The following is a 25,082-nucleotide window of genomic DNA, read 5'->3' as shown; positions in this document are numbered from 1 at the left end:
AAACAGGTAACAGAGACAGATGAATACACAACAATTGGCAAAACTGCGTTCTATTGTGCCCGAGATGCGTCGCGTCCGGCACATCCACTTTGTCGGCATCGGCGGTGCCGGCATGGGCGGTATTGCCGAGGTGTTGGCGAACGAAGGCTATCACATTAGCGGCTCCGATCTGGCGCCCAATCCGGTTACGCAGCATCTGGCCTCGCTGGGCGCGACCATTTACTTCAACCATCGCCCGGAAAATGTTACCGACGCCAGCGTCGTCGTGGTTTCTACCGCCGTGGCGCAGGACAACCCGGAGCTGGTGGCGGCGCGTGAGCAGCGTATCCCGGTGATCCGCCGGGCGGAGATGCTGGCTGAGCTGATGCGTTTCCGTCACGGCATCGCGATTGCCGGCACGCACGGTAAAACTACCACCACCGCGATGGTGACCAGTATTTATGCGGAAGGCGGCCTCGATCCGACGTTCGTCAATGGCGGTCTGGTCAAAGCGGCGGGTACGCACGCGCGCCTCGGCAGCAGCCGTTATCTGATTGCGGAAGCGGACGAAAGCGACGCCTCTTTCCTGCATCTGCAACCGATGGTGGCGATTGTCACTAACATCGAAGCGGATCACATGGATACCTATCAGGGCGATTTTGAGAACCTGAAGCAGACGTTTATTAACTTCCTGCACAACCTGCCGTTTTACGGGCGCGCGGTGATGTGCGTGGACGATGTGGTGATTCGCGATCTGATTCCGCGCGTGGGCCGTCAGGTCACCACCTATGGTTTCAGTGACGATGCGGATGTGCGGGTCGAAAACTACGAACAGCGCGGCGCGCAGGGCCACTTCACCCTGATTCGTCAGGATAAGCCGGTGCTGCACGTGACGCTGAATGCGCCGGGCCGCCATAACGCGCTGAACGCCGCGGCAGCCGTAGCGGTTGCCAGCGAAGAGGGCATTGACGACAACGCCATTCTGGCGGCGCTGGAGAGTTTCCAGGGCACCGGTCGACGTTTCGACGTGCTGGGCGAGTTTGACACCGCTGCCGTTAACGGTAAGCCAGGCAGCGCGATGCTGGTCGACGATTATGGCCATCATCCGACCGAAGTGGATGTCACCATTAAAGCGGCGCGCGCCGGCTGGCCAGAGAAAAATCTGGTGATGGTGTTTCAGCCGCATCGCTACACGCGCACCCGCGACCTGTTCGATGATTTCGCCAATGTGCTGTCTCAGGTGGATGTGTTACTGATGCTGGATGTCTACCCGGCGGGCGAAGCTGCTATTCCGGGCGCGGACAGCCGTTCACTGTGCCGTGCCATCCGCAATCGCGGCAAGGTCGATCCGATTCTGGTCTCCGAGCACGAAGCGCTGCCGGATGCGCTGGCACCGCTGCTGTCCGGCGACGATCTGGTGATTGTGCAGGGCGCCGGCAACATCGGCAAAATTGCACGCAAGCTGGCTGAGATTCAGCTGCAGCCGGCTCTGAACACGGAGGCGCGCCATGGCTGAGAAAGTCGCGGTATTGATGGGCGGTACCTCCGCCGAACGCGAGGTGTCACTGATGTCCGGCAGCGCGGTGCTGGCGGGACTGCGTGAGATGGGCATTGATGCGCACGGTGTCGACACCCGTGACGTCTCAGTGCTGGACCTCCCGCAACAGGGCTTTGCCAAAGCGTTTATCGCGCTGCACGGTCGCGGTGGCGAAGACGGCACGCTGCAGGCGCTGCTGGAGTTTCTGCAACTGCCCTACACCGGCAGCGGCGTCATGGCGTCGGCCATCACCATGGATAAACTGCGCAGCAAACTGCTGTGGCAGGGCAGGGGATTGCCGGCGGGCAAATTTGTCTGGCTGACGCGCCAGCAGTATGAGCAGGGGCTGGATGCTGCAGCGCAGGCGTCGATTGCCGCGCTCGGACTGCCGCTGTTTGTGAAGCCAAGCTGTGAAGGTTCCAGCGTTGGCATCAGCCGCGTGAACCAGGCGGAGGCGCTGCCAGCCGCGCTGCAGGAGGCGTTTCGCCATGATGATGACGTGCTGGTGGAAGCTTTTCTCAGCGGTGCCGAATACACCGTGGGCATCGTCGGCGACGAAATTCTGCCGTCAATCAGAATTCAGACCGCCAGCGAGTTCTATGACTATGAAGCAAAATACATTTCTGACGATACTCAATACTTCTGCCCGAGCGGCCTGAGTGCGGAGAAAGAGGCGGAACTGCAGACATTAGTGCTCGCCGCATGGCGCGCGTTAGGCTGCAGCGGCTGGGGACGGGTTGATGTGATGGTCGACGGTGACGGCAATTTCCAGCTGCTGGAAGTTAACACCTCGCCTGGCATGACCAGCCACAGCCTGGTGCCGATGGCGGCGAAGCAGGCGGGATACAGCTTCCCGCAACTGGTGGCGCGCATTCTGGAGCTGGCTGACTGATATGTCTCAGGCGGCACTGCGCGTTAGAAATCGCGAACCTCAGGAGCGTGCGCGCTCCGGACGGAGCAACGGAGCACGGCTGTTTGGCATCGTGTTCCTGCTGCTGGTGATGGGCATCATGGTGGCTGGCGGCCTCGTGGTGCTGAAGTGGATGAATGATGCGTCGCGTCTGCCGCTGTCGAAGCTGGTGGTGACGGGCGAAACCCACTACACCACGCACGATGATATTCGTCAGGCGATTTTATCGCTCGGCGCGCCGGGAACGTTCATGTCGCAGAACGTGGATATTATCCAGCAGCAGATCGAGCGTTTACCGTGGATTAAACAGGTTAGCGTGCGCAAGCAGTGGCCTGATGAGCTGAAGATAAACCTGGTGGAGTATGTCCCGGTGGCACGCTGGAATGACTCGCACATGGTGGACGCCGATGGCGTCTCCTTCAGCGTCCCGGCCAGCCACATCGGCAAAGAGACGTTGCCGATGCTGTATGGTCCGGAAGGCAGTGAGAAAGAGGTATTGGCCGGCTATCACACCATGAGTGATGTGCTGCGGGCCAGTAAGTTTACCCTGAAGGTCGCGTCGATGACGGCGCGGCGCTCGTGGCAGCTGGTGACCAGCGACGATGTGCGCATCGAACTGGGGCGCAGCGACACCATGAAGCGTCTGAACCGTTTTATTGAGCTCTATCCGGAGTTGCAGCAGCAGGGCCAGAGTCAGAACCAGCGCATCAGCTATGTTGATCTACGCTATGACTCCGGCGCCGCAGTAGGCTGGGCACCGGCACCGATTGAGCCACAGGACAGTAATCAGCAACAAAACCAGGCACAGGCTAAACCACAATGATCAAGGCAACGGACAGAAAACTGGTAGTAGGACTTGAAATCGGCACTGCGAAGGTCGCCGCCCTGGTTGGGGAAATTCTGCCCGATGGTATGGTCAACATTATTGGCGTCGGCAGCTGCCCGTCCCGCGGTATGGACAAAGGCGGCGTGAACGATCTGGAGTCGGTGGTGAAGTGCGTTCAGCGCGCCATCGACCAGGCGGAATTGATGGCAGACTGCCAGATTTCGTCGGTATACCTTGCTTTATCGGGCAAACATATTAGTTGTCAGAACGAAATCGGGATGGTTCCGATTTCCGAAGAGGAAGTCACTCAGGATGATGTGGAAAACGTGGTGCATACGGCGAAATCCGTTCGCGTGCGCGACGAACATCGTATTCTGCATGTGATTCCACAGGAATACGCCATCGATTATCAGGAAGGCATCAAAAATCCGGTTGGCCTTTCCGGCGTGCGCATGCAGGCCAAGGTGCATCTCATCACCTGCCACAACGATATGGCAAAAAATATCGTGAAAGCCGTTGAACGTTGTGGCCTGAAAGTTGACCAACTGATTTTTGCCGGACTGGCATCCAGTTTTTCGGTGCTGACCGAAGATGAACGTGAGCTGGGAGTCTGTGTTGTTGACATCGGTGGCGGTACAATGGATATCGCGGTGTACACCGGCGGCGCGCTGCGTCATACCAAAGTGATTCCCTATGCCGGGAACGTGGTGACCAGCGACATCGCCTATGCCTTTGGCACACCGCCAACCGACGCCGAAGCGATTAAAGTGCGTCATGGTTGTGCGCTGGGTTCGATTGTCGGCAAAGACGAAAACGTCGAGGTGCCGAGCGTGGGTGGACGTCCGCCGCGCAGCCTGCAGCGCCAGACGCTGGCAGAAGTGATTGAGCCGCGTTACACCGAACTGCTGAATCTGGTGAACGACGAGATTCTGCAACTGCAGGAGCAACTGCGCCAGCAGGGCGTGAAGCATCATCTGGCAGCCGGTATTGTGCTGACCGGCGGTGCGGCGCAGATTGAAGGTCTGGCGGCCTGTGCACAGCGGGTGTTCCACACCCAGGTGCGCATCGGTCAGCCGCTTAACATCACCGGCCTGACGGATTATGCGCAGGAGCCGTACTACTCGACGGCGGTTGGCCTGCTGCATTACGGCAAAGAGTCACACATGAACGGTGATGCAGAAACGGAAAAACGTGCTTCAGTGGGCAATTGGTTTAAACGCATCAACAGCTGGCTGAAGAAAGAGTTTTAATTTTTTGAAAAAGGAGATCATCAGGCAATGTTTATGATCTCCAGGCGACAGGCACATAACGGAGAGAAATCATGTTTGAACCTATGGAATTAACCAATGACGCGGTGATTAAAGTCATCGGCGTCGGCGGTGGCGGTGGCAACGCCGTAGAGCACATGGTACGCGAGCGTATCGAAGGTGTGGAATTCTTCGCTGTGAATACCGACGCACAGGCGTTGCGTAAAACGGCGGTCGGCCAGACGATTCAGATCGGGACCAATATCACCAAAGGTCTCGGTGCGGGTGCTAACCCGGAAGTCGGTCGTACCTCGGCGGAAGAGGATCGCGAAGCACTGCGTTCTGCGCTGGAAGGGGCAGACATGGTGTTTATCGCCGCGGGCATGGGTGGCGGTACCGGTACCGGTGCAGCTCCTGTGGTGGCTGAAGTAGCCAAAGATTTAGGTATCCTGACGGTTGCGGTGGTGACGAAGCCCTTCAACTTCGAAGGGAAAAAACGCATGGCGTTTGCTGAGCAGGGTATCGCTGAGCTGTCCAAGCATGTTGATTCACTGATCACCATTCCTAACGACAAGCTGCTGAAAGTGCTGGGCCGTGGTATCTCTCTGCTGGATGCCTTCGGTGCGGCTAACGACGTGCTGAAAGGTGCGGTGCAGGGTATCGCAGAACTGATTACCCGTCCGGGTCTGATGAACGTCGACTTCGCCGACGTGCGTACCGTGATGTCAGAAATGGGTTACGCGATGATGGGTTCAGGCGTTGCCTGTGGTGAAGACCGTGCTGAAGAAGCGGCCGAAATGGCGATCTCCAGCCCGCTGCTGGAAGATATCGATCTGTCGGGTGCGCGTGGCGTGCTGGTCAACATCACGGCGGGCTTCGACCTGCGCCTGGATGAGTTCGAAACCGTGGGTAACACCATCCGCGCCTTCGCCTCGGACAACGCGACCGTGGTTATCGGTACCTCGCTGGATCCAGAGATGAACGACGAGCTGCGCGTCACCGTGGTGGCGACCGGTATCGGCATGGACAAGCGTCCGGAAATCACTCTGGTGACTAACAAGCCTGCGACTCAGCCGGTCATGGATCATCGCTACCAGCAGCACGGCATGGCGCCGCTGCCGCAGGAGCAGAAACCGGCCGCGAAAGTGGTGAATGACCAGCCAGCGTCATCCAGCAAAGAGCCTGACTATCTTGATATTCCAGCCTTCCTGCGTAAACAGGCAGACTAAGAATATCCTGAGAATTGGGATTCTCCGCTCTTTGTGCTAAAGTATTCGCCCGCCGGTAATTTATACTGGCGGTCGGATGGGTAATATTGCGAGATAATGCGATGATCAAACAAAGGACATTAAAACGTATTGTTCAGGCGACTGGCGTCGGTTTGCATACCGGCAAAAAAGTCACGCTGACTTTACGCCCTGCGTCGGCTAATACCGGGGTCATCTATCGTCGCACTGACTTGAATCCACCGGTTGATTTCCCGGCTGATGCAAAATACGTGCGCGACACCATGCTGAGTACCTGCCTGGTGAACGATGAAGGCGTGCGTATTTCGACGGTTGAACACCTGAATGCTGCATTGGCAGGTCTGGGTATCGACAACATTATTGTTGAAGTTGATGCGCCAGAAATTCCGATCATGGATGGCAGTGCCGCGCCTTTTGTTTATTTGCTGATGGATGCCGGTGTCGAAGAGCTGAACAGTGCGAAGAAATTCGTGCGCGTGAAGCAAACGGTACGGGTAGAAGATGGCGATAAGTGGGCCGAGATTAAACCGTACAACGGTTTTTCACTCGACTTCACCATCGACTTCAAACATCCGGCGATCGACTCAAGCTCGCAGCGTTACCAGCTCAATTTCTCGGCTGAATCCTTTGTGCGTCAGATTAGCCGTGCGCGCACCTTCGGCTTTATGCGTGAAATCGAATATCTGCAGTCTAAAGGCCTGTGCCTGGGCGGTAGTTTAGATTGTGCGATTGGCCTCGATGACTTCCGCGTATTGAATGAAGATGGCCTGCGCTTTGAAGATGAGTTCGTGCGTCACAAAATGCTGGACGCCATCGGCGACCTGTTCATGTGTGGTCATAACGTGATTGGCGCATTCTCTGCGTTCAAGTCCGGCCATGCGCTGAACAACAAACTGTTGCAGGCGGTACTGGCGAAGCAGGAAGCCTGGGAATGGGCGACCTTCGAAGACGAAGCTGAACTGCCACTGGCCTTCAAAGCGCCAAATTTAGTGCTGGCTTAATTAGTCAGCCATCAAACGGCGGGCTTCCCTGACACCCTCTCCGGTCAGTGGAACCCGCCGTTTTTTATTGCCCGCCGCTGAGGCTGTAATCCCGCTCGCAAAACCCTGTTGTCAGCGACCAAACCCTGCGCAAAAAAACGTGAAATCCGCCGTAAGCCCTTTAATCCCTGATGTCGAAGCCCCACATAAGTGCTATTATCTGGCGCTCATGTAAGCAGGGTGCGTAACGCAACTCTGGCTTAGCGCTTAATGACTGGCATGATGGACGAAAGGTGATCGGGATTTTTTCACGCTGGCGACAACTCGGCAGACGCTATTTCTGGCCTCATCTCCTGTTGGGAATGGTGGCGGCCAGTCTCGGCCTGCCTGCCTGTGCACAAAGCGCAGAGCCCACCAGCAGCGATTCGCCGGTCAGCAGCCTGTTTACCGGCAAGGTGGTGCGGTTTGATCACCTGATTCGCCTGCAGGAAAGCGCGCGCCGTCCCAGTTTCAACGTTGATTACTGGCATCAGCACGCCATCCGCACCGTCATTCGCCATCTCTCATTCAGCATGACGCCGCCCGCAACAGCGGAAGCGGAACATGCATTGCCGCTGGCGGCGCAAAAGCTGGCTCTGATTGACTCGCTGCAGGCGCTGCTGACTTCACCCGCGCAACCTTTAGCCACGATGGCACCGCCGTCGCGAGCGCATCATGTTTCGCCCAACGTTCACTCTTCTGCTGACTGGCAGGCTGCTATTCATGGCATCCGCGCCGGACCTTTCATTGCTCAAAGCTAACGTTATTTTCCTGTTTCTGTTTTTTGCCTTTGCAGCCCGTATTGTTACGGCTGAATTGAGATAAATTTATTATGTTAATCAAATTGTTAACGAAAGTTTTTGGTAGCAGCAATGATCGTACTCTGCGCCGCATGCGTAAAGTGGTCGATGTCATCAACAAGATGGAGCCGGAGTTCGTCAAACTGTCTGACGACGAACTGAAAGCGAAAACCGATCAATTCCGCGAGCGCCTGAAAAAAGATGAAACGCTGGAGAGCCTGATTCCCGAAGCCTTCGCCACCGTGCGTGAAGCCAGTAAGCGCGTGTTTGGCATGCGCCACTTTGACGTGCAGCTGATCGGCGGCATGGTGCTCAACGAACGCTGCATCGCGGAGATGCGCACCGGTGAGGGTAAAACCCTGACTGCGACGCTGCCGGCTTACCTGAACGCGCTGAGCGGCAAGGGCGTGCACGTTGTGACCGTCAACGACTATCTGGCGCAGCGTGACGCCGAAAACAACCGCCCGCTGTTTGAGTTCCTTGGTCTGACAGTCGGTATCAACCTGCCGGGCATGCCGGCAGTGGCTAAGCGCGCTGCCTATGCAGCCGATATCACCTACGGCACCAACAACGAATACGGCTTCGATTATCTGCGCGACAACATGGCCTTCAGTCCGGAAGAGCGCGTACAGCGTAAACTGCACTATGCGCTGGTGGATGAGGTGGACTCGATCCTGATCGATGAAGCGCGTACGCCGCTGATTATCTCGGGTCCGGCCGAAGACAGCTCCGATCTCTACATCAAGGTTAACAAAATCATCCCACACCTGGTGCGCCAGGAAAAAGAAGACTCGGATAACTTCCAGGGCGAAGGTGACTTCTGGGTAGATGAAAAAGCCCGTCAGGCGCACATGACCGAACGCGGTCTGGTGAAAGTGGAAGAGCTGCTGGTCAGTCAGGGCATCATGGATGAGGGCGAATCACTCTACTCGCCGACCAACATCATGCTGATGCACCACGTGACGGCAGCACTGCGCGCCCATGCACTGTTCACCCGCGACGTTGACTACATCGTGAAGGACGGCGAGGTGATCATCGTTGATGAACACACCGGTCGTACCATGCAGGGACGTCGCTGGTCTGATGGCCTGCACCAGGCGGTCGAAGCCAAAGAGGGTGTGGAGATCCAGAATGAAAACCAGACGCTGGCTTCCATCACCTTCCAGAACTACTTCCGTATCTACGAGAAACTGGCCGGTATGACCGGTACCGCTGATACTGAAGCGTTTGAATTCAGCTCCATCTACAAGCTCGATACCATCGTGGTGCCGACCAACCGTCCGATGGTGCGTAAAGATATGGCCGATCTGGTCTACATGACCGAGAAAGAGAAGATTGACGCCATTATTGAAGATATTCGTACCTGTACGGCTAACGGGCAGCCGGTACTGGTGGGCACCATCTCGATTGAAAAATCGGAAGTGGTATCCCAGGAGCTGACGCGCGCGGGTATCAAGCACAGCGTACTGAACGCCAAATTCCACGCCAGCGAAGCGGATATCGTGGCGCAGGCAGGTCAGCCAGCCGCGGTAACCATCGCGACCAACATGGCCGGTCGTGGTACGGACATCATGCTCGGCGGTAGCTGGCAGGCGGAAGTGGCCGCGCTGGAAAACCCGACGGAAGAGCAGATTGAAGTCATCAAGGCGGCGTGGAAACTGCGCCATGATGCGGTGCTGGCGGCAGGCGGTCTGCACATTATCGGTACCGAACGCCACGAATCACGCCGTATCGATAACCAGCTGCGCGGCCGTGCGGGCCGTCAGGGTGACGCCGGTTCTTCGCGCTTCTATCTGTCGATGGAAGATGCGCTGATGCGTATTTTTGCCTCCGATCGTGTGTCCAACATGATGCGTAAGCTGGGTATGAAGCCGGGTGAAGCGATTGAGCATCCGTGGGTAACCAAAGCAATTGCTAATGCGCAGCGCAAAGTGGAAAGCCGCAACTTCGATATCCGTAAACAGCTGCTGGAATACGATGACGTCGCTAACGATCAGCGCCGCGCCATTTACAGCCAGCGTAACGAACTGCTGGATGTCTCTGACGTTTCGGACACCATCAACAGCATCCGCGAAGATGTGTTCAAAGCCACTATCGACACTTACATTCCGCCGCAGTCGCTGGAAGAGATGTGGGATGTTCCGGGGCTGGAAGAGCGTCTGCGCAATGATTTCGATCTGGATCTGCCGATTGCTGAGTGGCTGGATAAAGAGCCGGATCTGCATGAAGAGACGCTGCGTGAGCGCATCATGAGCCGCGCCAGCGAAAACTATGCGGCGAAAGAAGAAGTGGTCGGCGCAGAAATGATGCGCAACTTCGAAAAAGGCGTGATGCTGCAAACGCTCGACTCGCTGTGGAAAGAGCATCTGGCGGCGATGGACTATCTGCGTCAGGGTATCCATCTGCGTGGCTATGCGCAGAAGGATCCGAAGCAGGAGTACAAACGTGAATCTTTCGCCATGTTTGCCGCGATGCTGGAGTCGCTGAAGTACGAAGTGATCAGCACCCTGAGCAAAGTGCAGGTGCGGATGCCGGAAGAAGTGGAAGCGATGGAGCAGCAGCGTCGTGAAGAAGCAGAGCGCCTGGCACAGCAGCAGCAGCTCAGTCACGTCGATGACGACACCGCAGCGGCCGCTGCACTGGCGGCACAGGGCGGTGAGCGAAAAGTGGGACGTAACGATCCGTGCCCATGCGGCTCAGGTAAAAAATACAAACAGTGTCACGGTCGTCTGGCCTGATAACAAAAAGGAGCCCGCGGGCTCCTTTTTCTTTGGCTGATTAGCGGGTAATCGCCATCAGCTTCTCCTCATTCAGCCGCACGCCATGGTAGGGCAGCGTAACCAGCAGCCCATCCGGCAAACCATAGCGTTTCAGCAACGCCCGGCTCTGAAACAGCAGCTGGTGATAGTTGTTATCGCTGATCCCCGGATAGCTCTCATTCCATACTGTGGCGATGATCTGCCGTTTCGAGGTGATGCGCAGCAGCAGGCAGGAGAAGAAGCGCTTCTGCGCTTCATTAAGCGGGATGGTCTTCTGTTCTGGCCACCAGGTTAAAGTGTTTTGCGCGCTGTCGAGCGTCAGGATGTCGTGAAAAACCAAATGGCGTAAGGTATTCATCTGTTTCTGTGCGTCTTGCGCCAGAAACGTTGTTAGTTTGCGTTCCATGTGTAGTCGGCCTGGCTAGAGTAAAGTGGCTGCGAGTATTCCCAACATGGCGCCGTGCGATCATTACGACCTGTCTTAATAACTGGAATCTGTGCGACAGGATCGCGGTGAAGCCGACAGCAGTTAACATCGTCCGGCGTCTGCTTTAAAATCAGCGCTCACTCACTACAAGCGGAATCCAGCTTATGAAACACCTGCAGGTTGCGGTGGGCATCATTCGCAATGCCAGTCGTCAGATCTTTCTTGCCCAGCGCGCAGCAAGCTCCCACATGGCCAACAAATGGGAGTTCCCGGGCGGAAAAATTGAACAGCACGAAAGCGCAGAACAGGCGTTAAAACGTGAGCTGATGGAAGAAACCGGTATTGAAGTGACGGCGGCGAAAGCGATTGGTCAGGCCGACCACAGTTACGATGACCTGCGTGTTACGCTGCATTTCTTCCTGGTGGAGGGCTGGCAGGGTGAGCCGTGGGGACGCGAAGGTCAGCCGCAGCGTTGGGTCGAGCAGCGTGATTTGCTGGCCGATGAATTTCCACCTGCCAACCACGCCCTGATTGCCCGCTTAGTGGCGGGCGAGATTTAAACTCAGGGGCTGCGTGCCCCTGCCGATTACGGCTGCTCTTCACTCCAGTCGTCACTCTCCGTCATGTCTCCGCTGCTGGGAATGCGTTTCTCTTCAGCGGCCCACTCACCCAGATCGATCAACTGACAGCGTTTGCTGCAAAACGGGCGCCACGGGCTGAGTTCATCCCACATCACGGCTTTACCGCAGTTGGGGCAAGGTACGGTAATCATCTCTTCCTGCATAACATCCTCTAACAACAGGCTAATTCAAAATTCAGTCGCGCCGGTACTTCGCCGCGTTCGCTATCGAGCGGTAAAAAGCGGATGGCATAGCGGCTTTTATGACCAGAGACCTGCGGATAGAGCGCATCTTCCAGCGTCAGCTGCAGGCGCAGCAGGTCGGACCCTTCGGCGTTATCCTGATAAAAGCCGTTGAGGCTGGTCTGATGGCGAAACACGCCTGACTGACGAATCAGGTTGAGGATCATCGTCAGGCTGTTGCGCAGCGGATCGAGCGAGGCCAGCCAGCTATTCACCAGGGTATCGCGCAGCGCCTGTGGCTGGTGCAGCCAGATGTGTAAACCCGGCAGATCAAAACTGCAGCAGCCGCCGGGAATGCTCAGGCGCTGACGTACGGAGGCAATCAGCCGGTCTTCGCGCAGCTGCTGACCCATGCGCGGCGCGGCCATCAGCTCGCTGGACTGCTGCTTTAGCTGTTCGCGCAGCTGGCTGACGGTGTGTTCATCGACACCCGGCACATCCAGCCAGGCACGCAGTTTTTGCTGCTGACGCTCCAGCTCTTTTAACAGCTCGGTGCGCATATCGCCGCGTTCGAAGATATCCAGCAAGTCGCCAATAATACGAAATACACCCAGTGCGGCAACCGAGCTGTTGACCGGCAGCGTTTCGTCCAGCTGGTTAATCAAAAACTCCACGCGCAGCCAGGTGCGCATTTTCTCATTCAATGGGTGTTCAAACAGAACCACTGTGCTCATGATATTAATCCCGTCCGGTTGCTGCCAGGCGTAAATAGCGCTGGTGAAGTTCAGCAACGCGCGGCAAAGCCTGTTCCGGCGTGCCGCTGTTATCAATGATGTCATCCGCGCAGGCTAAACGCTGCTGACGGCTGGCCTGCGCGGCAAGAATCCGTTGCGCCTGGCTGAGAGAGATACCATCACGCTGGCGGGTGCGCTGCAGCTGCGTGGCCTCATCGACATCCACGACTAATACCCGGTCAGCCTGATGCTGCAGACCATTTTCTACCAGCAGCGGCACTACCCACATGACGTAAGGCGAAGCTGCCTGCGCCTTCAGCTGCTGGGTACGGGCGTTAATCAGCGGATGCAACAGTTGATTGAGCCAGTTTTTCTCTTGCGGCTGCTGGAAAATAATTTCCCGCAAACGCGCGCGATAAAGCGTGCCTTCTGCGGTCAGAATCGATTCTCCGTGGCGTTTCACAATCGCACTGAGCGCAGGTGTGCCCGGTTCAACCACCTCGCGGGCAATCACATCGGCATCTATGATGTCGACGTTCAGCGCGGCAAAAGCATCAGCAATGGTGCTTTTACCACTACCAATGCCGCCGGTCAGTGCAACGGTAAAAGGCATAGCGTTCTCTCAACATTTTTCTCATCTGCCGCAGCGTGATGAGAGCCCGATCACAATCGGTTTTCTCAGCTAAATTTAACGGATTGTAGCTTAAATAAAGTGAAATTCGCAGTCTTGTCGCGGAACGAATGGCGCGTATGATAACGACACTGGAGCCGTGAGCGCTACCCGAACTGCGGTTCGTCGTCACTAACCAGGACACTCTGCTATGCGTATCGAAGAAGATGTAAAACTGGGCTTTAAAGATGTATTGATCCGCCCGAAACGCTCCACGCTGAAAAGCCGTTCCGAGGTTGAGCTGGAACGCACGTTCACCTTCAAACATTCAGGCCTCGCCTGGTCCGGCGTTCCGGTGATTGCCGCCAACATGGATACCGTCGGCACCTTTACCATGGCCGAAGCGCTGGCAGGCTTTAACGTGCTGACCGCCGTTCACAAGCACTACAGTGTTGAAGCGTGGCAGACCTTTATCCAGCGCGTACCGGCTACAGTGCTCAGCCACGTGATGGTCTCCACCGGGACCTCAGAAGCAGATTTCACAAAGTTAAGCGCGATCCTCGCGCTGTCGCCCCAGCTCAATTTTATCTGTATTGATGTGGCAAACGGCTACTCCGAGCACTTTGTTGCCTTCCTGCAGCGCGCGCGGGAAAGCTTTCCGGGGAAAACCATTTGTGCCGGGAATGTGGTGACCGGTGAAATGGTCGAAGAGCTGATTCTGTCCGGTGCCGACATTGTGAAGGTGGGAATCGGCCCGGGATCGGTCTGCACCACGCGCGTCAAAACCGGCGTTGGCTATCCGCAACTCTCTGCGGTGATTGAGTGTGCTGATGCGGCGCACGGCCTCGGTGGGCAGATTGTCAGTGACGGCGGTTGCGCCGTGCCGGGCGATATCGCCAAGGCGTTCGGCGGCGGCGCTGACTTCGTGATGCTCGGCGGCATGCTGGCGGCACACGATGAGTGCGAAGGCACTCTTGTTGAAGAGCAGGGCGAGCAGTTCATGCTGTTCTACGGCATGAGCTCCGAATCCGCGATGAAACGTCATGTAGGCGGTGTGGCGGGCTACCGCGCCGCAGAAGGTAAAACCGTTCGTCTGCCGCTGCGTGGACCGGTCGCGGAGACGGTGAAGGATATCCTCGGCGGGCTGCGTTCGGCCTGTACTTACGTCGGCGCAGAGCGCCTGAAAGAGCTGACCAAACGCACCACCTTTATTCGTGTGGCAGAGCAGGAAAACCGCGTCTTTAACCGCTGATGTGCCGCAACGGGCGCCGCGTGCGCCCGTTTAACGTATGGCGTCTCCCAGACCAAATACCGGCAGATACATGGCAATCACCAGCGTGCCGACAATGCCGCCAATCACCACCATCATTAATGGCTCCAGCGAAGCGGCGAGGCTGTCTGCGCGCGTCAGCGTTTGCGCTTCGTGCCACTCCGCCAGCCGCGCCAGCATCACATCCAGCGCACCGGCCTCTTCACCGACGCGGATCAGCTGAGCGCACAGCGGCGTAAACAGCGGATGTCCCTGTAGCGCCTGATGCAGCGGTGCGCCAGCGGCAATATGCTGCTGTAATGCCACGATGGCATCGCGCCACAGTCGCGCGGCCAGCGTCACTTCCACCGCCTGCAGGCTTTGCAGCAGCGTCAGTCCGGCCTGCTGCGTCAGTTGCAGAATCGCATATATCTGGCTGAGCTGACCGCCGCGCCACAACGGGGCCAGCAGCGGAAGCCGCAGCAGCCACAGCCACTGCTGGCAGCGCTTTTGCCACGCAACGGATCGTCGGTAGGTCAGACGCGCCAGCCACCCGGACGCCACACCGCACAACAGCAGCGGCAGCGCCGCCTGCTGCAACAGTGCCGACAGCGCCATCACGCCGGCGGTAAAGGCTGGCAGCGGTGCGTCAAAGCTGGCGTACACCGCAACAAATTCCGGCAGCACAAACAGCAGCATCCCGGCGCTGACCGCCAGCGCCACCAGCAGGATGAACAGCGGATAGCGCAACGCTTTCACTACCTTCTGGCGCAGAAACTGTTGCCTGCTCTGCTGTAGTGCCAGCTGGCGGCAACATTCGTCCAGTTGCCCGGTCAGCTCACCTACCTGCATCAGTGCCGGAAACAGCGGCGGGAAGATATCCGGCCAGGCGCGCAGCGCCTGTGAAAACGGCTCACCGGCCATGACCCGCTGTTGCAGAAGGCTCAGCAGCACGCGCCAGCCTGCATGAGGATGGCCGCTGGCCAGCAATGTCAGACTCTCCGCCAGCGGCAGCCCGGCTTTCAGCAACGTCGCCAGCTGGCGCATCAGGTCAATTTTCTGCTGCCACTTCCAGTCGCGCGCGCGCCAGCATTTCCCGCGCTGCCAGCTCACCACCAGCATGCCGCGATCGCCCAGCTGGCCGAGCAGGGCATCCTGCGTGGGCTGCAGCGACTCGCCCTCCTGCAGCAGGCCCATGCTGTCCAGTGCCTGCCAGTGAAACTGGTAGCGATTAGCCATTGCCAAGGCCCACCACGCGCTGCATCTCCTCGAAAGAGGTGTCGCCGCGGCTCACCGCCTCCAGCCCGGCGGTCAGCAGCGTTTTCATTCCCTGCTCCGCGGCCAGCGTCAGCAGGTGCTCCAGCGGCATATCAGCCGAGATGGCGTTCTGCAACCTGCTGCTCATCGGCAGGATTTCAAACAGCGCCAGGCGGCCGTAAGAACCCGAGAAGCAGTGATCGCAGCCGGGAGCACGCCAGGTTTGCAGCGTGCCGGGCCACATATCGCCGGGCAGATGGGCAATCGCCTGGCCCGGCTGACGGCAGTGCACGCACAAACGGCGCACCAGCCGCTGTGCCACCACCAGCTGTAGCGCCGGGCCAAGCAGATAGCCGGGAATGTCCATCTGCCGTAAGCGGGTCAGTGTTTCGGCCGTCGAGTTGGTGTGCAAGGTTGAGAGCACCAGATGTCCGGTCTGCGCCGCTTTTACGGCGATGCTGGCGGTTTCAGCATCACGGATTTCACCGATCATTATGACGTCCGGATCCTGCCGCAGCAGCGCGCGCAGGACGCGGTTAAAGTCGAGACCGCTCCGTGGCTGTACCTGCGTCTGGTTAATCCCCTGCAGCGGAATTTCCAGCGGGTCCTCCACGCTGCAGACGTTTTTCTCCGGCACGTTGAGGGCGCTCAGGCTGCTGTACAGCGTAAAGGTTTTGCCGCTGCCGGTTGGGCCGGTGACCAGAATCAGCCCCTGCGGTTTGGCCAGCGCGTTTTTCAGCAGACGCAGCTGTGGTACCGGCATGCCCAGTTTATCGAGCGCAATGGCGCTGTTTTCGCTTTGCAGCAGGCGTACCACCGCTTTTTCACCCTGGCTGACCGGCAGGGTCGACAGGCGGAACGCCGCCGGTTTGTCATCCATCTCCAGACTGAACTGGCCATCCTGCGGCAGCCGACGCTCCGCGATATCCAGACCGCCGAGGATTTTCAACCGTGCCAGCACGGCGGCGGGTGGGGCATCCGGTAACTGCGGCAGCGGATGCAGCACGCCGTCAATCCGCAGCCGCACGCGCAGCCCGTGACGCTGCGGTTCAAAGTGCACATCGGAGGCGCGTCGCTGTATGGCCTGGCGCAGAATCTGATCCACCGCGTGAATAGCGGACTCGGCGCTGGCCTGTTCGCGCGGTGCCGCACTGCTTTCTGGCTGGTGCAGCAGCTGCTCCAGCCGTGCGGCGGGCCAGCATTCGACCTCGACTGCGCACTGGCTGGCAAACTGCAGCGCCTCTAACAACAGCGGGTCTGGCGCGTCCGCGACCGCCACGCGCAAGTGCGTGGCGTCATGGTGCAGTATCACGGCCTGATAGCGGGCACACAGCGCCTGCAGGGTGCTATCCGGCTTATCCATTGTTTTCTTCCTTGTCGGCAAAGCGGAACTGCTCGAGACAGCTGTCGCGCAGGCTGGTGTTGTCGCTGGTGCAGCTGCGTTGCCAGCTAAGTGCGCCTTCCGCCGCATTCCATATCGGCAACATTGCAACGGTTAACCCCGTCAGGCTCTCCTGGCCGGTCAGCGTAATGGCACCATTGACCACGCTCAGGTTCGCCACATAGCGCGAGCCTTTGGCGGCGGGAATACCGCGCTCGCCGGCCTGACACTGCGCCGGTCCGCCGCGCTCGATGGCGCACAGCTCCACGGCAGTCTTATAGGGCACCATGGTTTGCAGCATGTCGGTCAGCGCGGCACGTTGCAGATAATTTTGGTAAGCGGGCAGGCCAATAGCGCTGAGGATGGCGACGATACCGATGACAATCATCAGCTCGATCAGGGTAAAACCGCGTTGTTTATCCATAATGAGGCTCCTTGTTGTGGAGCCGCAACGGTAAGAAAGGGCAGGGAAAAGCGGAAGGGGGCGCGTTTCAATCCCGGAAAGGGGCGCGCAGACAATGTAGCGCGTTACAGGCGAAGCCACATGATGATGGAAGCCGGCTCGCAATTTGCCGCCAGCGCCGGCGGCATGGCCTTACGTCAGACTTCGCGAAAACGCATCGACAGATCCAGCGCCTGCACATGCTTAGTCAGCGCGCCTACCGAGACATAATCCACTCCGGTGGCGGCGATCTGCGGCAGCGTCGTCTCCGTCACGTTGCCGGACACCTCCAGCAGTGCGCGCTTCGCCGTCAGCGTAACCGCCTGCTGCATCATTGCCAGCGTGAAGTTATCCAGCATGATGATGTCGGCGCCGGCCGCCAGCGCCAGCTGCAGTTCGCTGAGACTTTCCACTTCCACCTCGACCGGCACATCCGGGTGCAGCCACAGGGCTTCCTCCACCGCTTTACTGACCGAACCGCTGGCAATGATGTGGTTTTCTTTGATCAGGAAAGCGTCGGACAATCCCAGGCGATGATTCTGCCCGCCGCCGCACAGCACCGCATACTTGAGCGCGGTGCGCAGCCCGGGCAGGGTTTTGCGCGTATCCAGCAGCTGGGTATTGCTGCCAGACAAAAGCGCCACATAGCGGTTCACGGCCGTCGCCACGCCGGAGAGCGTCTGCACAAAGTTTAACGCGGTGCGTTCTGCGGTCAGCAGCAAACGCGCCGGCCCCTGTAATTCAAACAGCAGCTGATCGGCCACCAGCGGTTGGCCGTCTTCGACGTGCCAGGTAATGGAAACGTTATTGCCCAGCTGGATAAACACTTCTTCCACCCAGCGTTTACCACAGAAAACACCGGCTTCGCGGGTGATAATGCGCGCTTCAGCCTGCGCCGCCTGCGGCAACAGCTGGGCGGTGATGTCGCGGTCAGCGTCAACGTCACCGCCTAAATCCTCCTGAAGCGCGCGCGCCACGGTTTCCGGGATATCCAGCTGAATACGTTTAAGCAATTCCTGACGACGATGTTCAGGATTATAACGACGCGACACCATGATTTTGCGGCTCCACCCTGCGGATTACGTGCGCTCACCTTAGCCTGATTTTGCAGCTATTGCCAGACGCGTCAGGTGAAATGTTTAGTATCCTTAACTTGCTGATACCATAACGCATTAAGTCACAAGCAGCGAGGTGGAATCATGGTATTCTCAGCCAGATTTTGTTCAGGATAACAGGCATGAAACTGGAACACGGCTGGATCACGAGCGCACGCAAGGTGCCGTCGCCGCACTTCAATGCGCGGCCGGATAACGAAGCGCCGTCGCTGCTGATCATTCATAACATCAGTCTGCCGCCGGGCGAATTTGGCGGTCCGTGGATTGACCGGCTGTTCACCGGTACGCTACCGGCTGATGCGCATCCCTATTTTGCGGATATCGCCCAGTTACGCGTGGCGGCGCACTGTCTGATTCGCCGTGACGGTGAGCTGGTACAGTATGTTTCCTTTGACCAGCGCGCCTGGCATGCCGGCATTTCGCAGTTTGCCGGACGGGAAAACTGCAACGATTTTTCCATGGGCATTGAGCTGGAAGGCACTGACACGCTGCCCTACACCGATGCCCAGTACGCTACGCTGCAGCAGGTTACCCGCCTGCTGATGCAGCATTATCCGCTGACGCCGCAGCGTATCACCGGTCACAGCGATGTTGCGCCGGAACGCAAGACCGATCCCGGTCCGGCATTTGACTGGATACGCTATAAACAGGCTATCGGGCAGGAGCACCCCTGACACCGCAGGAGCAGGTATGACGTTGTTTAGTTTGTTGTTAGTTTTGGGTTGGGAACGCCTTTTTAAATTAGGTGAACACTGGCAGCTGGATCATCGGCTTGAGCCGCTGTTTCGCGGTCGCCAGCGCTTCTCGTTGCTGCGTACGCTGCTGATGACCGTGATCGCCATGCTGCTGGTCTGGCTGGTGGTGTGGAGCCTGAAGGGCATTCTGTTTGGCGTGGCGCAGCTGCTGTTCTGGATTGTGGTCGGTTTGCTGTGTATTGGTGCCGGCTCGGTGCGGCTGCATTACCATCAGTACCTTAAAGCGGCGAGCCACGATGATGAAGCGGCCCATCAGGCGATGGCGGCAGAGCTGACGCTGATTCACGGCGTGCCGGTTGACTGTAGCGAGCGCGAATTTCTGCAGGCGCTGCAAAACGCGCTGATCTGGATTAATTTCCGCTTCTATCTTGCGCCGCTGTTCTGGTTTGTGGTGGGTGGCCCTTACGGGCCGGTGTTGCTGGTGGGGTATGCGTTTCTGCGCGCCTGGCAGAGCTGGCTGGCAAAACACCGTTCCCCGCTGGAACGCGCACAGTCCGGCATCGATCGCATTCTGCACGTGCTGGACTGGATTCCGGTGCGGCTGGCCGGTGTGGCTTATGCGCTGCTCGGCCATGGCGAGCGTGCGCTGCCGGCATGGTTTGCCGCGCTCAGCGATGTGCATCGTCCACAGTATCAGGTGCTGACCAGCCTGGCGCAGTTCTCGCTGGCGCGCGATCCGCATCTGGATAAAGTGGAAACGCCACGGGTTGCCGTGGCGCTGGCCAAACGCGTTTCGCTGGTGCTGGTCGTGGTAGTGGCGCTGCTGACTATCTACGGCACGTTAGTGTGATCGGCAGGCGGCACGCCGAAATCCGGTGTGCCGTCTTCGCGCCAGACAAAATATTTAAGCCGCGTATGGCGGTTGGGATCCCACAGCGGATCGCCCTCAATTTCGGTGTAATTCCGTGCGTGATACACCAGCACATCCCGTCCTGCTTCATCCACGGTAAAACTGTTATGCCCCGGACCGTACTGGTGATTATCCCAGCTGGTGGCAAATACCGGCCGCGCCGATTTGTGCCATGCGCTGATGTCGAGCGGATCGGCCTGCGCGTCAATACTCAGTATGCCGAGGCAGTAATTTTCATCCGTGGCGCTGGCTGAGTAGGTGACAAACAGCCGCTCGCCATGGCGAATTACCGCCGGTCCCTCATTAACGCTAAAGCCGGCACACTCCCACTCATACTCCGGCCGGCTGAGCATCAGCGGCTGGGTTTTCAGCGTCCACGGATTCAGTAATTCCGCCAGATAAAGGTTGGAGTTACCGGGAATGGCCGGGTCTTTTTGCGCCCACAGATACCAGTTTTTACCCTGATGCACGAAGTGGGTGGCGTCAAGGGCGAAGGTATCGAGGTGGGTTTGCACGCGGCGGCACGGCTGCCAGTGACCGCTGAGCGGATCGGCATCGTCACATACCAGCGCGTACATACGGTGCTGAAACAGCCCCTCTTTGATTTCGCGGGACGGCGCGGCGGCAAAGTAAATCACCCACTGGCCATTAATCAGGTGCAGTTCCGGTGCCCAGATCAGGGCGCTGCAGGGACCACTGTCCGGTTTATGCCACACGGTTGTGGCCGGGGCGGTAATCAGGCCGTTAAGCGTGCTGGCATAGCGCAGCTCCAGCCGATCGTACTCGGGCACCGAAGCGATAAAATAGTAGCCATCGCCGTGGCGCAATATAAACGGATCGGCACGTTGCGTAATAAACGGGTTAGGCCAGCTCATTTAATTTCTCCTGGTTGTGAGGTTGCGCGGCGAACAGGGGCGGACAGGTCATGGAAGTTGGCGCGACGCAGCGCGAGATCCTGCTGGATGGTGCGCATCAGCGCGCGGTCCACTTTCAGCAGGCGCACCACGCCGGCGGTGATCAGATAGCCGACGCCGGGGATCAGGGTAAACAGCAGCACAATGCCGTTAAGCGCGCTGGCAGACTGCTGCTTCGCCGCTGCGTCATAGCCATACATCGACAATAAAAAACCGACCATGGCACCCGCTACTGCCAGTCCGACCTTAAGGAAAAACAGGTTGCCGGAGAAGCTGATCCCGGTGATGCGTTTACCGGTTTTCCATTCGCCGTAGTCATCGACATCAGCCATTAGTGACCAGTGCAGCGGCGACGGGATTTGGTGCAGGATGTTCAGCAGGAAATAAGCGATCACCACGGTGACGGTGGCGTGCGGATCGATCCAGTAAAAGCCGCTGGAGAACAGCGCCAGCGCAATGTTGGTCCAGAAAAACACCTTCAGCTTGCACCAGCGATCGGTGAGGACTTTCGCCAGTGTGCTGCCCAGCATCATGCCGATGACGCCCAGGCTGATAAACAGCGTGGCAAAGTGCGTCGACTGGCCCATCACCCAGGTGACGTAATACATGGTGGCGGCCATGCGAATAAAACCGGGACAGACATTACAGAACGTCAGCAGCAGAATGCGCACCCACTGATCGTTCTTCCATACATCGCGCAAATCTTTCTTCAGATCATCGTTGCTCGGTACCGCCGGGCGAATACGCTCGCGCACCGTGGCAAAACAGAACAGAAACATCACCAGGCCAATCAGCGCCAGCACGCTCATCGCCAGCTGATAGCCGCGCGCTTTGTTGTCGCCGCCAAACCACTCGGCCATCGGCAGCAGCGACAGCGAGAGGATCAGCGTGGCGATGCCCACCATGACAAAGCGGTATGACTGGCAGGAGACGCGTTCACCGGGATCGTTAGTGATGACGCCGCCCAGCGAGCAGTAAGGAATATTGATGGCGGTGTAGGTCAGCGACATCAGGAAATAGGTGACAAATGCCCAGATCACCTTGTTGTCGTAGCTCCAGTCCGGGGTGGTAAACATCAGCACGCTGAACAGCACGTAGGGCAGCGATATCCACAGCAGCCACGGGCGAAAGCGTCCCCAGCGGCTCTGCGTGCGGTCGGCAATCGCGCCCATTATCGGGTCGGTCACCGCATCCAGCACCCGTACCGACAGCAACAGCGTGCCGACCAGCGCCGGAGCAAGGCCAAATACGTCGGTGTAGAAGTAGTTGAGGAACAGCATGATGGCACCGCCGATCATGTTGCATCCGGCGTCACCCATGCCGTATCCCAGTTTTTCTCTGAACGAGAGGGCTGCTCCTTTCATTAGTCGTCTCCTGCGACAAGTGGAGCAAAAATTATCAGCGTTAAATCAGTAACCTGGTGGGGAACAATCGGTCAGGATGATGGACAAAATACGCGGGCGGGGAAAAGTGTGAAGCGGATCGGCCCGGCAGCAGCGTGCCGGGCCCGGTGAAGCATCAGGCTTTCTGTACCCGATTTTTAACGGTATAACCCACGGCCAGCACCAGCAGCCACACCGGAATCAGCCACACTGAAATCGCCATGCCCGGCGTCATTAGCATGATCACCAGAATGGCCGCCAGGAACAGCAGGCAGATCCAGTTACCCAGCGGATACAGCACCGCCCTGAAACGGGTGGTCACGCCCTGCTGGTCTTTTTTCTTGCGGAATTTCAGGTGCGCGAGGCTGATCATCGCCCAGTTGATGACCAGCGCGGAGACCACCAGCGACATCAGCAGGCCGAAGGCTTCGCCCGGCATCAGATAGTTAATCAACACGCACAGCGCAGTGGCTACCGCCGAGACCAGAATGGTCGCCACCGGCACACCACGACGATCCACTTTCAGCAGCGCTTTTGGCGCGTTGCCCTGCTGCGCGAGGCCGAACAGCATGCGGCTGTTACAGTAAACACAGCTGTTATACACCGACAGCGCGGCGGTCAGGATCACCACGTTGAGCGCATTCGCCACCAGCGCATCGCCCAGTTCGTGGAAGATCAGCACAAACGGGCTGGTCTCTTCGGTGACGCGCGTCCATGGCAGCAGCGAGAGCAGCACCGCCAGTGAGCCGATGTAGAAAATCAGGATACGCCACAGCACCTGGTTGGTGGCTTTAGGGATGCTCTCTTGTGGATTGTCGGCTTCTGCGGCGGTGATACCCACCAGTTCAAGGCCGCCGAAGGAGAACATGATGATCGCCATCATCATCACCAGCCCGCTGACGCCGTGCGGCAGGAAACCGCCCTGGTTCCACAGGTTGCTGACGCTGGCCTGAGGGCCGCCGTTGCCGCTAAACAGCAGCCAGCCGCCAAACAGGATCATACCGATGACCGCCACCACTTTGATAATCGCGAACCAGAACTCCATCTCACCGAACACTTTGACGTTGGTCAGGTTGATGGCGTTGATCACCACAAAGAAGATAGCCGCAGTGGCCCAGGTAGGGAATTCCGGCCACCAGAACTGAATATATTTGCCGACGGCGGTGAGTTCAGCCATCGCCACCAGCACATACAGCACCCAGTAGTTCCAGCCGGAAGCAAAGCCGGCAAAGTTGCCCCAGTATTTATAGGCGAAGTGGCTAAAGCTGCCGGCCACCGGCTCTTCCACCACCATTTCGCCGAGCTGGCGCATGATCAGGAAGGCAATAAAACCGGCGATGGCATAGCCGAGAATCACGGCCGGACCGGCCGATTTAATCACTGATGCGCTACCCAGAAACAGACCGGTACCGACGGCACCGCCCAGCGCAATCAGCTGAATATGGCGATTTTTCAGGCCGCGATGCAGCGTTTCGCCATGCTGTTGTTCCATACAAACCTCATGATGTTGTTATTGTGCACCTGCAGTGCGCGCACTGTAAGGCTGTTCTATCTGTGTACGTTTTTCTTTACGGTATCCGGCGGGCTGTGTGCAAGCCTGAGCTACCCTGGCGACCAGAATAGTGATAAGCGCGCCGCTTTGCACCTGCTTTTGCTTTTTGTGCTGAGAGATGGCTGAAAAAGCAGCAGCATCCTCTGCGCTTCCCTTGCGCTATTTCTGCCATGAATAAGGCTTAAACACGAATAGCATTCGCTTATGGCTACGCAGCCTGGTGCGCGCTAATGCAGTGTAAGGTTTGGTAAAAGTGAAATCTGTTAACATTTGCCGCGCTGAGACGCTTTTCTGCCAGATCCCGGTAAGTTAGCGCACGGTAACCGGTGTCTGCGGTGAAAGTGTGCGGGGGGCCATATAGACACAAGGTGAATACTTTGTTACTTTACGGGCACCATTTTTCAATTGGTATTACCAATTTACTCCGGACGTTTGGCTCATAAGAAGGGATGATGGCCTATAGTAAAATTCGCCAACCCAAGCTCTCCGATGCAATCGAGCAGCAGCTGGAATCCCTGATTATGGAAGGGACGCTCCAGCCGGGTGAAAAACTGCTTCCCGAGCGTGAACTGGCCAAACAGTTTGATGTCTCACGTCCATCGCTGCGCGAAGCGATCCAGAGTCTGGAAGCCAAAGGCCTGCTGCTGCGCCGTCAGGGTGGTGGCACCTTCGTACAGCAGAATCTCTGGCAAAGCCTGAGCGACCCGCTGGTCGGCCTGCTTGCTGAACATCCTGAATCCCAGTTTGACCTGCTGGAAACCCGCCATGCGCTGGAAGGCGTTGCGGCCTACTACGCTGCGCTGCGCGGCACCGATGAAGACCTGCAGCGGATTCGCGACTGTCACGTCAACATCCAGCAGGCGCAGGACAGCGGCGATTTAGATGCTGAGGCCGATGCGGTCATGAAGTATCAGATCGCTGTCACAGAAGCCGCCCATAATGTGGTGCTGCTGCATTTGCTGCGTTCGATGGGCCCTATGCTGGAACAGAACGTCCGTCAGAATTTCGAATTGCTCTACGCTCGCCGCGAAATGCTGGCGAAAGTGAGCGGTCACCGCGCCAGTATCTTTGAGGCGATTGTGGCTCGTGAGCCAGAACAAGCACGCGAGGCATCCCATCGTCACCTGGCGTTCATTGAGGAAATCTTGCTGGACAGAAGTCGGGAGCAGAGCCGTCGTGAACGCTCCCTGCGTCGTTTACAGCAACGTAAGGAATAACGCACGGCAATGAACGTGCGACATAAACGACGGGCCTGTCTTCTTGTGCTGTGAATCAGAAGCAAAGCACA

General features: G+C 57.9%; 24 protein-coding genes. 13 read left to right on the top strand and 11 right to left on the bottom strand.

The genetic code is table 11. From position 1 onward, the window contains the following. Window positions 1–19 precede the first annotated feature (19 nt). The 8 genes from murC (at window position 20) to secA (ending at window position 10,303) form a co-directional block, all read left to right on the top strand. The gene (murC, locus tag AC6I8F_RS15785) at window positions 20–1,495 is read left to right on the top strand and encodes a UDP-N-acetylmuramate--L-alanine ligase (protein ID WP_498028213.1); all 1,476 of its coding nucleotides are present in this window, start codon (window positions 20–22) and stop codon (window positions 1,493–1,495) included. Then, window positions 1,488–2,408, top strand: coding sequence for a D-alanine--D-alanine ligase (locus AC6I8F_RS15780; protein ID WP_127833676.1), 921 nt, complete (start codon window positions 1,488–1,490; stop codon window positions 2,406–2,408). Before murC ends, AC6I8F_RS15780 begins: the two co-directional genes overlap by 8 nt. Window position 2,409: 1 nt before the next feature. Next, window positions 2,410–3,249 carry a cell division protein FtsQ gene (gene ftsQ, locus AC6I8F_RS15775; protein WP_021507557.1) on the top strand — a complete coding sequence of 280 codons (840 nt, stop codon included), beginning with the start codon at window positions 2,410–2,412 and terminating at the stop codon, window positions 3,247–3,249. Continuing rightward, the gene (gene ftsA, locus AC6I8F_RS15770) at window positions 3,246–4,502 is read left to right on the top strand and encodes a cell division protein FtsA (RefSeq protein WP_013507861.1); all 1,257 of its coding nucleotides are present in this window, start codon (window positions 3,246–3,248) and stop codon (window positions 4,500–4,502) included. Before ftsQ ends, ftsA begins: the two co-directional genes overlap by 4 nt. Before the next feature lie 71 nt (window positions 4,503–4,573). Then, on the top strand, window positions 4,574–5,728 hold the full coding sequence (gene ftsZ / locus AC6I8F_RS15765) for a cell division protein FtsZ (RefSeq protein ID WP_021507556.1): 1,155 nt from the start codon (window positions 4,574–4,576) through the stop codon (window positions 5,726–5,728). A gap of 101 nt (window positions 5,729–5,829) precedes the next feature. Further along, window positions 5,830–6,747 (top strand): UDP-3-O-acyl-N-acetylglucosamine deacetylase, encoded by a 918-nt coding sequence (gene lpxC / locus AC6I8F_RS15760; protein WP_031279703.1) that lies wholly within the window; start codon window positions 5,830–5,832, stop codon window positions 6,745–6,747. A 272-nt stretch (window positions 6,748–7,019) separates the two neighbouring features. Further along, window positions 7,020–7,526 (top strand): secA translation cis-regulator SecM, encoded by a 507-nt coding sequence (gene secM / locus AC6I8F_RS15755; RefSeq protein WP_058774823.1) that lies wholly within the window; start codon window positions 7,020–7,022, stop codon window positions 7,524–7,526. 71 nt (window positions 7,527–7,597) lie between these two features. Further along, the gene (secA, locus tag AC6I8F_RS15750; protein WP_498028212.1) at window positions 7,598–10,303 is read left to right on the top strand and encodes a preprotein translocase subunit SecA; all 2,706 of its coding nucleotides are present in this window, start codon (window positions 7,598–7,600) and stop codon (window positions 10,301–10,303) included. A gap of 40 nt (window positions 10,304–10,343) precedes the next feature. On the opposite strand, the gene AC6I8F_RS15745 is transcribed toward secA, so the two are convergent. Continuing rightward, window positions 10,344–10,730 (bottom strand): winged helix-turn-helix domain-containing protein, encoded by a 387-nt coding sequence (locus AC6I8F_RS15745; RefSeq protein ID WP_021507552.1) that lies wholly within the window; start codon window positions 10,728–10,730, stop codon window positions 10,344–10,346. Between the two features lie 185 nt (window positions 10,731–10,915). Between AC6I8F_RS15745 and mutT the strand changes: the two genes are divergently transcribed. Further along, a complete protein-coding gene (gene mutT, locus AC6I8F_RS15740) occupies window positions 10,916–11,311 on the top strand; it encodes an 8-oxo-dGTP diphosphatase MutT (protein ID WP_058774821.1) in 396 nt (131 codons plus the stop codon). Window positions 11,312–11,337: 26 nt separating this feature from the next. Here mutT and yacG read toward each other — a convergent pair whose 3' ends face one another. The 3 genes from yacG to coaE are packed head-to-tail and all read right to left on the bottom strand — an operon-like array spanning window position 11,338 to window position 12,900. Next, window positions 11,338–11,535 (bottom strand): DNA gyrase inhibitor YacG, encoded by a 198-nt coding sequence (gene yacG / locus AC6I8F_RS15735; RefSeq protein ID WP_058770616.1) that lies wholly within the window; start codon window positions 11,533–11,535, stop codon window positions 11,338–11,340. Window positions 11,536–11,543: 8 nt separating this feature from the next. Then, on the bottom strand, window positions 11,544–12,287 hold the full coding sequence (zapD, locus tag AC6I8F_RS15730; protein WP_031279701.1) for a cell division protein ZapD: 744 nt from the start codon (window positions 12,285–12,287) through the stop codon (window positions 11,544–11,546). 4 nt (window positions 12,288–12,291) lie between these two features. Beyond that, a complete protein-coding gene (gene coaE / locus AC6I8F_RS15725) occupies window positions 12,292–12,900 on the bottom strand; it encodes a dephospho-CoA kinase (RefSeq protein WP_021507549.1) in 609 nt (202 codons plus the stop codon). A gap of 208 nt (window positions 12,901–13,108) precedes the next feature. On the opposite strand from coaE, the gene AC6I8F_RS15720 reads away from it, so the two are divergent. Next, window positions 13,109–14,149 (top strand): GMP reductase, encoded by a 1,041-nt coding sequence (locus tag AC6I8F_RS15720; RefSeq protein ID WP_021507548.1) that lies wholly within the window; start codon window positions 13,109–13,111, stop codon window positions 14,147–14,149. A gap of 30 nt (window positions 14,150–14,179) precedes the next feature. Here the strand turns inward: AC6I8F_RS15720 and hofC are convergent, their stop codons facing one another. The 4 genes from hofC to nadC form a co-directional block, all read right to left on the bottom strand. Continuing rightward, window positions 14,180–15,385, bottom strand: coding sequence for a protein transport protein HofC (gene hofC, locus AC6I8F_RS15715; protein WP_498028211.1), 1,206 nt, complete (start codon window positions 15,383–15,385; stop codon window positions 14,180–14,182). Continuing rightward, complete coding sequence (gene gspE / locus AC6I8F_RS15710; protein ID WP_498028210.1) at window positions 15,378–16,766, bottom strand: type II secretion system protein GspE; 1,389 nt, start codon at window positions 16,764–16,766, stop codon at window positions 15,378–15,380. Before gspE ends, hofC begins: the two co-directional genes overlap by 8 nt. Beyond that, a complete protein-coding gene (gene ppdD / locus AC6I8F_RS15705) occupies window positions 16,759–17,208 on the bottom strand; it encodes a prepilin peptidase-dependent pilin (protein WP_058759497.1) in 450 nt (149 codons plus the stop codon). The genes gspE and ppdD overlap by 8 nt, the downstream gene beginning before the upstream one ends. 176 nt (window positions 17,209–17,384) lie before the next feature. After that, window positions 17,385–18,281: a carboxylating nicotinate-nucleotide diphosphorylase gene (nadC, locus tag AC6I8F_RS15700; protein ID WP_498028209.1), complete on the bottom strand. Its 897-nt coding sequence runs from the start codon at window positions 18,279–18,281 to the stop codon at window positions 17,385–17,387. Window positions 18,282–18,463: 182 nt separating this feature from the next. Here nadC and ampD point away from each other — a divergent pair, with 182 nt between their 5' ends. Beyond that, complete coding sequence (gene ampD, locus AC6I8F_RS15695; RefSeq protein WP_010618114.1) at window positions 18,464–19,015, top strand: 1,6-anhydro-N-acetylmuramyl-L-alanine amidase AmpD; 552 nt, start codon at window positions 18,464–18,466, stop codon at window positions 19,013–19,015. Window positions 19,016–19,031: 16 nt separating this feature from the next. After that, window positions 19,032–19,886 carry a beta-lactamase regulator AmpE gene (gene ampE / locus AC6I8F_RS15690; RefSeq protein WP_031279700.1) on the top strand — a complete coding sequence of 285 codons (855 nt, stop codon included), beginning with the start codon at window positions 19,032–19,034 and terminating at the stop codon, window positions 19,884–19,886. Here the strand turns inward: ampE and AC6I8F_RS15685 are convergent. The 3 genes from AC6I8F_RS15685 to aroP form a co-directional block, all read right to left on the bottom strand. Further along, the gene (locus tag AC6I8F_RS15685) at window positions 19,868–20,821 is read right to left on the bottom strand and encodes a glycoside hydrolase family 43 protein (protein WP_059010281.1); all 954 of its coding nucleotides are present in this window, start codon (window positions 20,819–20,821) and stop codon (window positions 19,868–19,870) included. The two genes, ampE and AC6I8F_RS15685, sit on opposite strands and share 19 nt — an antisense overlap. Continuing rightward, window positions 20,818–22,224: a glycoside-pentoside-hexuronide (GPH):cation symporter gene (locus AC6I8F_RS15680; RefSeq protein WP_031279699.1), complete on the bottom strand. Its 1,407-nt coding sequence runs from the start codon at window positions 22,222–22,224 to the stop codon at window positions 20,818–20,820. The genes AC6I8F_RS15685 and AC6I8F_RS15680 overlap by 4 nt, the downstream gene beginning before the upstream one ends. 154 nt (window positions 22,225–22,378) lie before the next feature. Beyond that, window positions 22,379–23,734, bottom strand: a complete 1,356-nt coding sequence (aroP, locus tag AC6I8F_RS15675; protein WP_058759500.1) for an aromatic amino acid transporter AroP — start codon at window positions 23,732–23,734, stop codon at window positions 22,379–22,381. Between the two features lie 512 nt (window positions 23,735–24,246). On the opposite strand from aroP, the gene pdhR reads away from it, so the two are divergent. Continuing rightward, window positions 24,247–25,011 carry a pyruvate dehydrogenase complex transcriptional repressor PdhR gene (gene pdhR, locus AC6I8F_RS15670; protein WP_021507539.1) on the top strand — a complete coding sequence of 255 codons (765 nt, stop codon included), beginning with the start codon at window positions 24,247–24,249 and terminating at the stop codon, window positions 25,009–25,011. Window positions 25,012–25,082 lie beyond the last annotated feature (71 nt).

It is taken from the genome of gamma proteobacterium symbiont of Axiagastus rosmarus (assembly GCF_059730925.1).
The sequence above is the reverse complement of the archived record's forward strand: the minus strand, read 5'-3'. Positions and strand labels throughout refer to the sequence as shown.

Excerpts from the sequence above, each read along its gene's own strand:
- AC6I8F_RS15745 (WP_021507552.1), bottom strand. The coding sequence starts at position 10,730 with ATGGAACGCAAACTAACAACGTTTCTGGCGCAAGACGCACAGAAACAG.
- hofC (WP_498028211.1), bottom strand. The coding sequence starts at position 15,385 with ATGGCTAATCGCTACCAGTTTCACTGGCAGGCACTGGACAGCATGGGC.
- coaE (WP_021507549.1), bottom strand. The coding sequence starts at position 12,900 with ATGCCTTTTACCGTTGCACTGACCGGCGGCATTGGTAGTGGTAAAAGC.
- nadC (WP_498028209.1), bottom strand. The coding sequence starts at position 18,281 with ATGGTGTCGCGTCGTTATAATCCTGAACATCGTCGTCAGGAATTGCTT.
- yacG (WP_058770616.1), bottom strand. The coding sequence starts at position 11,535 with ATGCAGGAAGAGATGATTACCGTACCTTGCCCCAACTGCGGTAAAGCC.
- AC6I8F_RS15720 (WP_021507548.1), top strand. The coding sequence starts at position 13,109 with ATGCGTATCGAAGAAGATGTAAAACTGGGCTTTAAAGATGTATTGATC.
- ampE (WP_031279700.1), top strand. The coding sequence starts at position 19,032 with ATGACGTTGTTTAGTTTGTTGTTAGTTTTGGGTTGGGAACGCCTTTTT.
- aroP (WP_058759500.1), bottom strand. The coding sequence starts at position 23,734 with ATGGAACAACAGCATGGCGAAACGCTGCATCGCGGCCTGAAAAATCGC.
- ftsA (WP_013507861.1), top strand. The coding sequence starts at position 3,246 with ATGATCAAGGCAACGGACAGAAAACTGGTAGTAGGACTTGAAATCGGC.
- zapD (WP_031279701.1), bottom strand. The coding sequence starts at position 12,287 with ATGAGCACAGTGGTTCTGTTTGAACACCCATTGAATGAGAAAATGCGC.
- murC (WP_498028213.1), top strand. The coding sequence starts at position 20 with ATGAATACACAACAATTGGCAAAACTGCGTTCTATTGTGCCCGAGATG.
- ppdD (WP_058759497.1), bottom strand. The coding sequence starts at position 17,208 with ATGGATAAACAACGCGGTTTTACCCTGATCGAGCTGATGATTGTCATC.
- mutT (WP_058774821.1), top strand. The coding sequence starts at position 10,916 with ATGAAACACCTGCAGGTTGCGGTGGGCATCATTCGCAATGCCAGTCGT.
- ftsQ (WP_021507557.1), top strand. The coding sequence starts at position 2,410 with ATGTCTCAGGCGGCACTGCGCGTTAGAAATCGCGAACCTCAGGAGCGT.
- pdhR (WP_021507539.1), top strand. The coding sequence starts at position 24,247 with ATGGCCTATAGTAAAATTCGCCAACCCAAGCTCTCCGATGCAATCGAG.
- gspE (WP_498028210.1), bottom strand. The coding sequence starts at position 16,766 with ATGGATAAGCCGGATAGCACCCTGCAGGCGCTGTGTGCCCGCTATCAG.
- ampD (WP_010618114.1), top strand. The coding sequence starts at position 18,464 with ATGAAACTGGAACACGGCTGGATCACGAGCGCACGCAAGGTGCCGTCG.
- secA (WP_498028212.1), top strand. The coding sequence starts at position 7,598 with ATGTTAATCAAATTGTTAACGAAAGTTTTTGGTAGCAGCAATGATCGT.
- lpxC (WP_031279703.1), top strand. The coding sequence starts at position 5,830 with ATGATCAAACAAAGGACATTAAAACGTATTGTTCAGGCGACTGGCGTC.
- AC6I8F_RS15685 (WP_059010281.1), bottom strand. The coding sequence starts at position 20,821 with ATGAGCTGGCCTAACCCGTTTATTACGCAACGTGCCGATCCGTTTATA.
- AC6I8F_RS15780 (WP_127833676.1), top strand. The coding sequence starts at position 1,488 with ATGGCTGAGAAAGTCGCGGTATTGATGGGCGGTACCTCCGCCGAACGC.
- ftsZ (WP_021507556.1), top strand. The coding sequence starts at position 4,574 with ATGTTTGAACCTATGGAATTAACCAATGACGCGGTGATTAAAGTCATC.
- AC6I8F_RS15680 (WP_031279699.1), bottom strand. The coding sequence starts at position 22,224 with ATGAAAGGAGCAGCCCTCTCGTTCAGAGAAAAACTGGGATACGGCATG.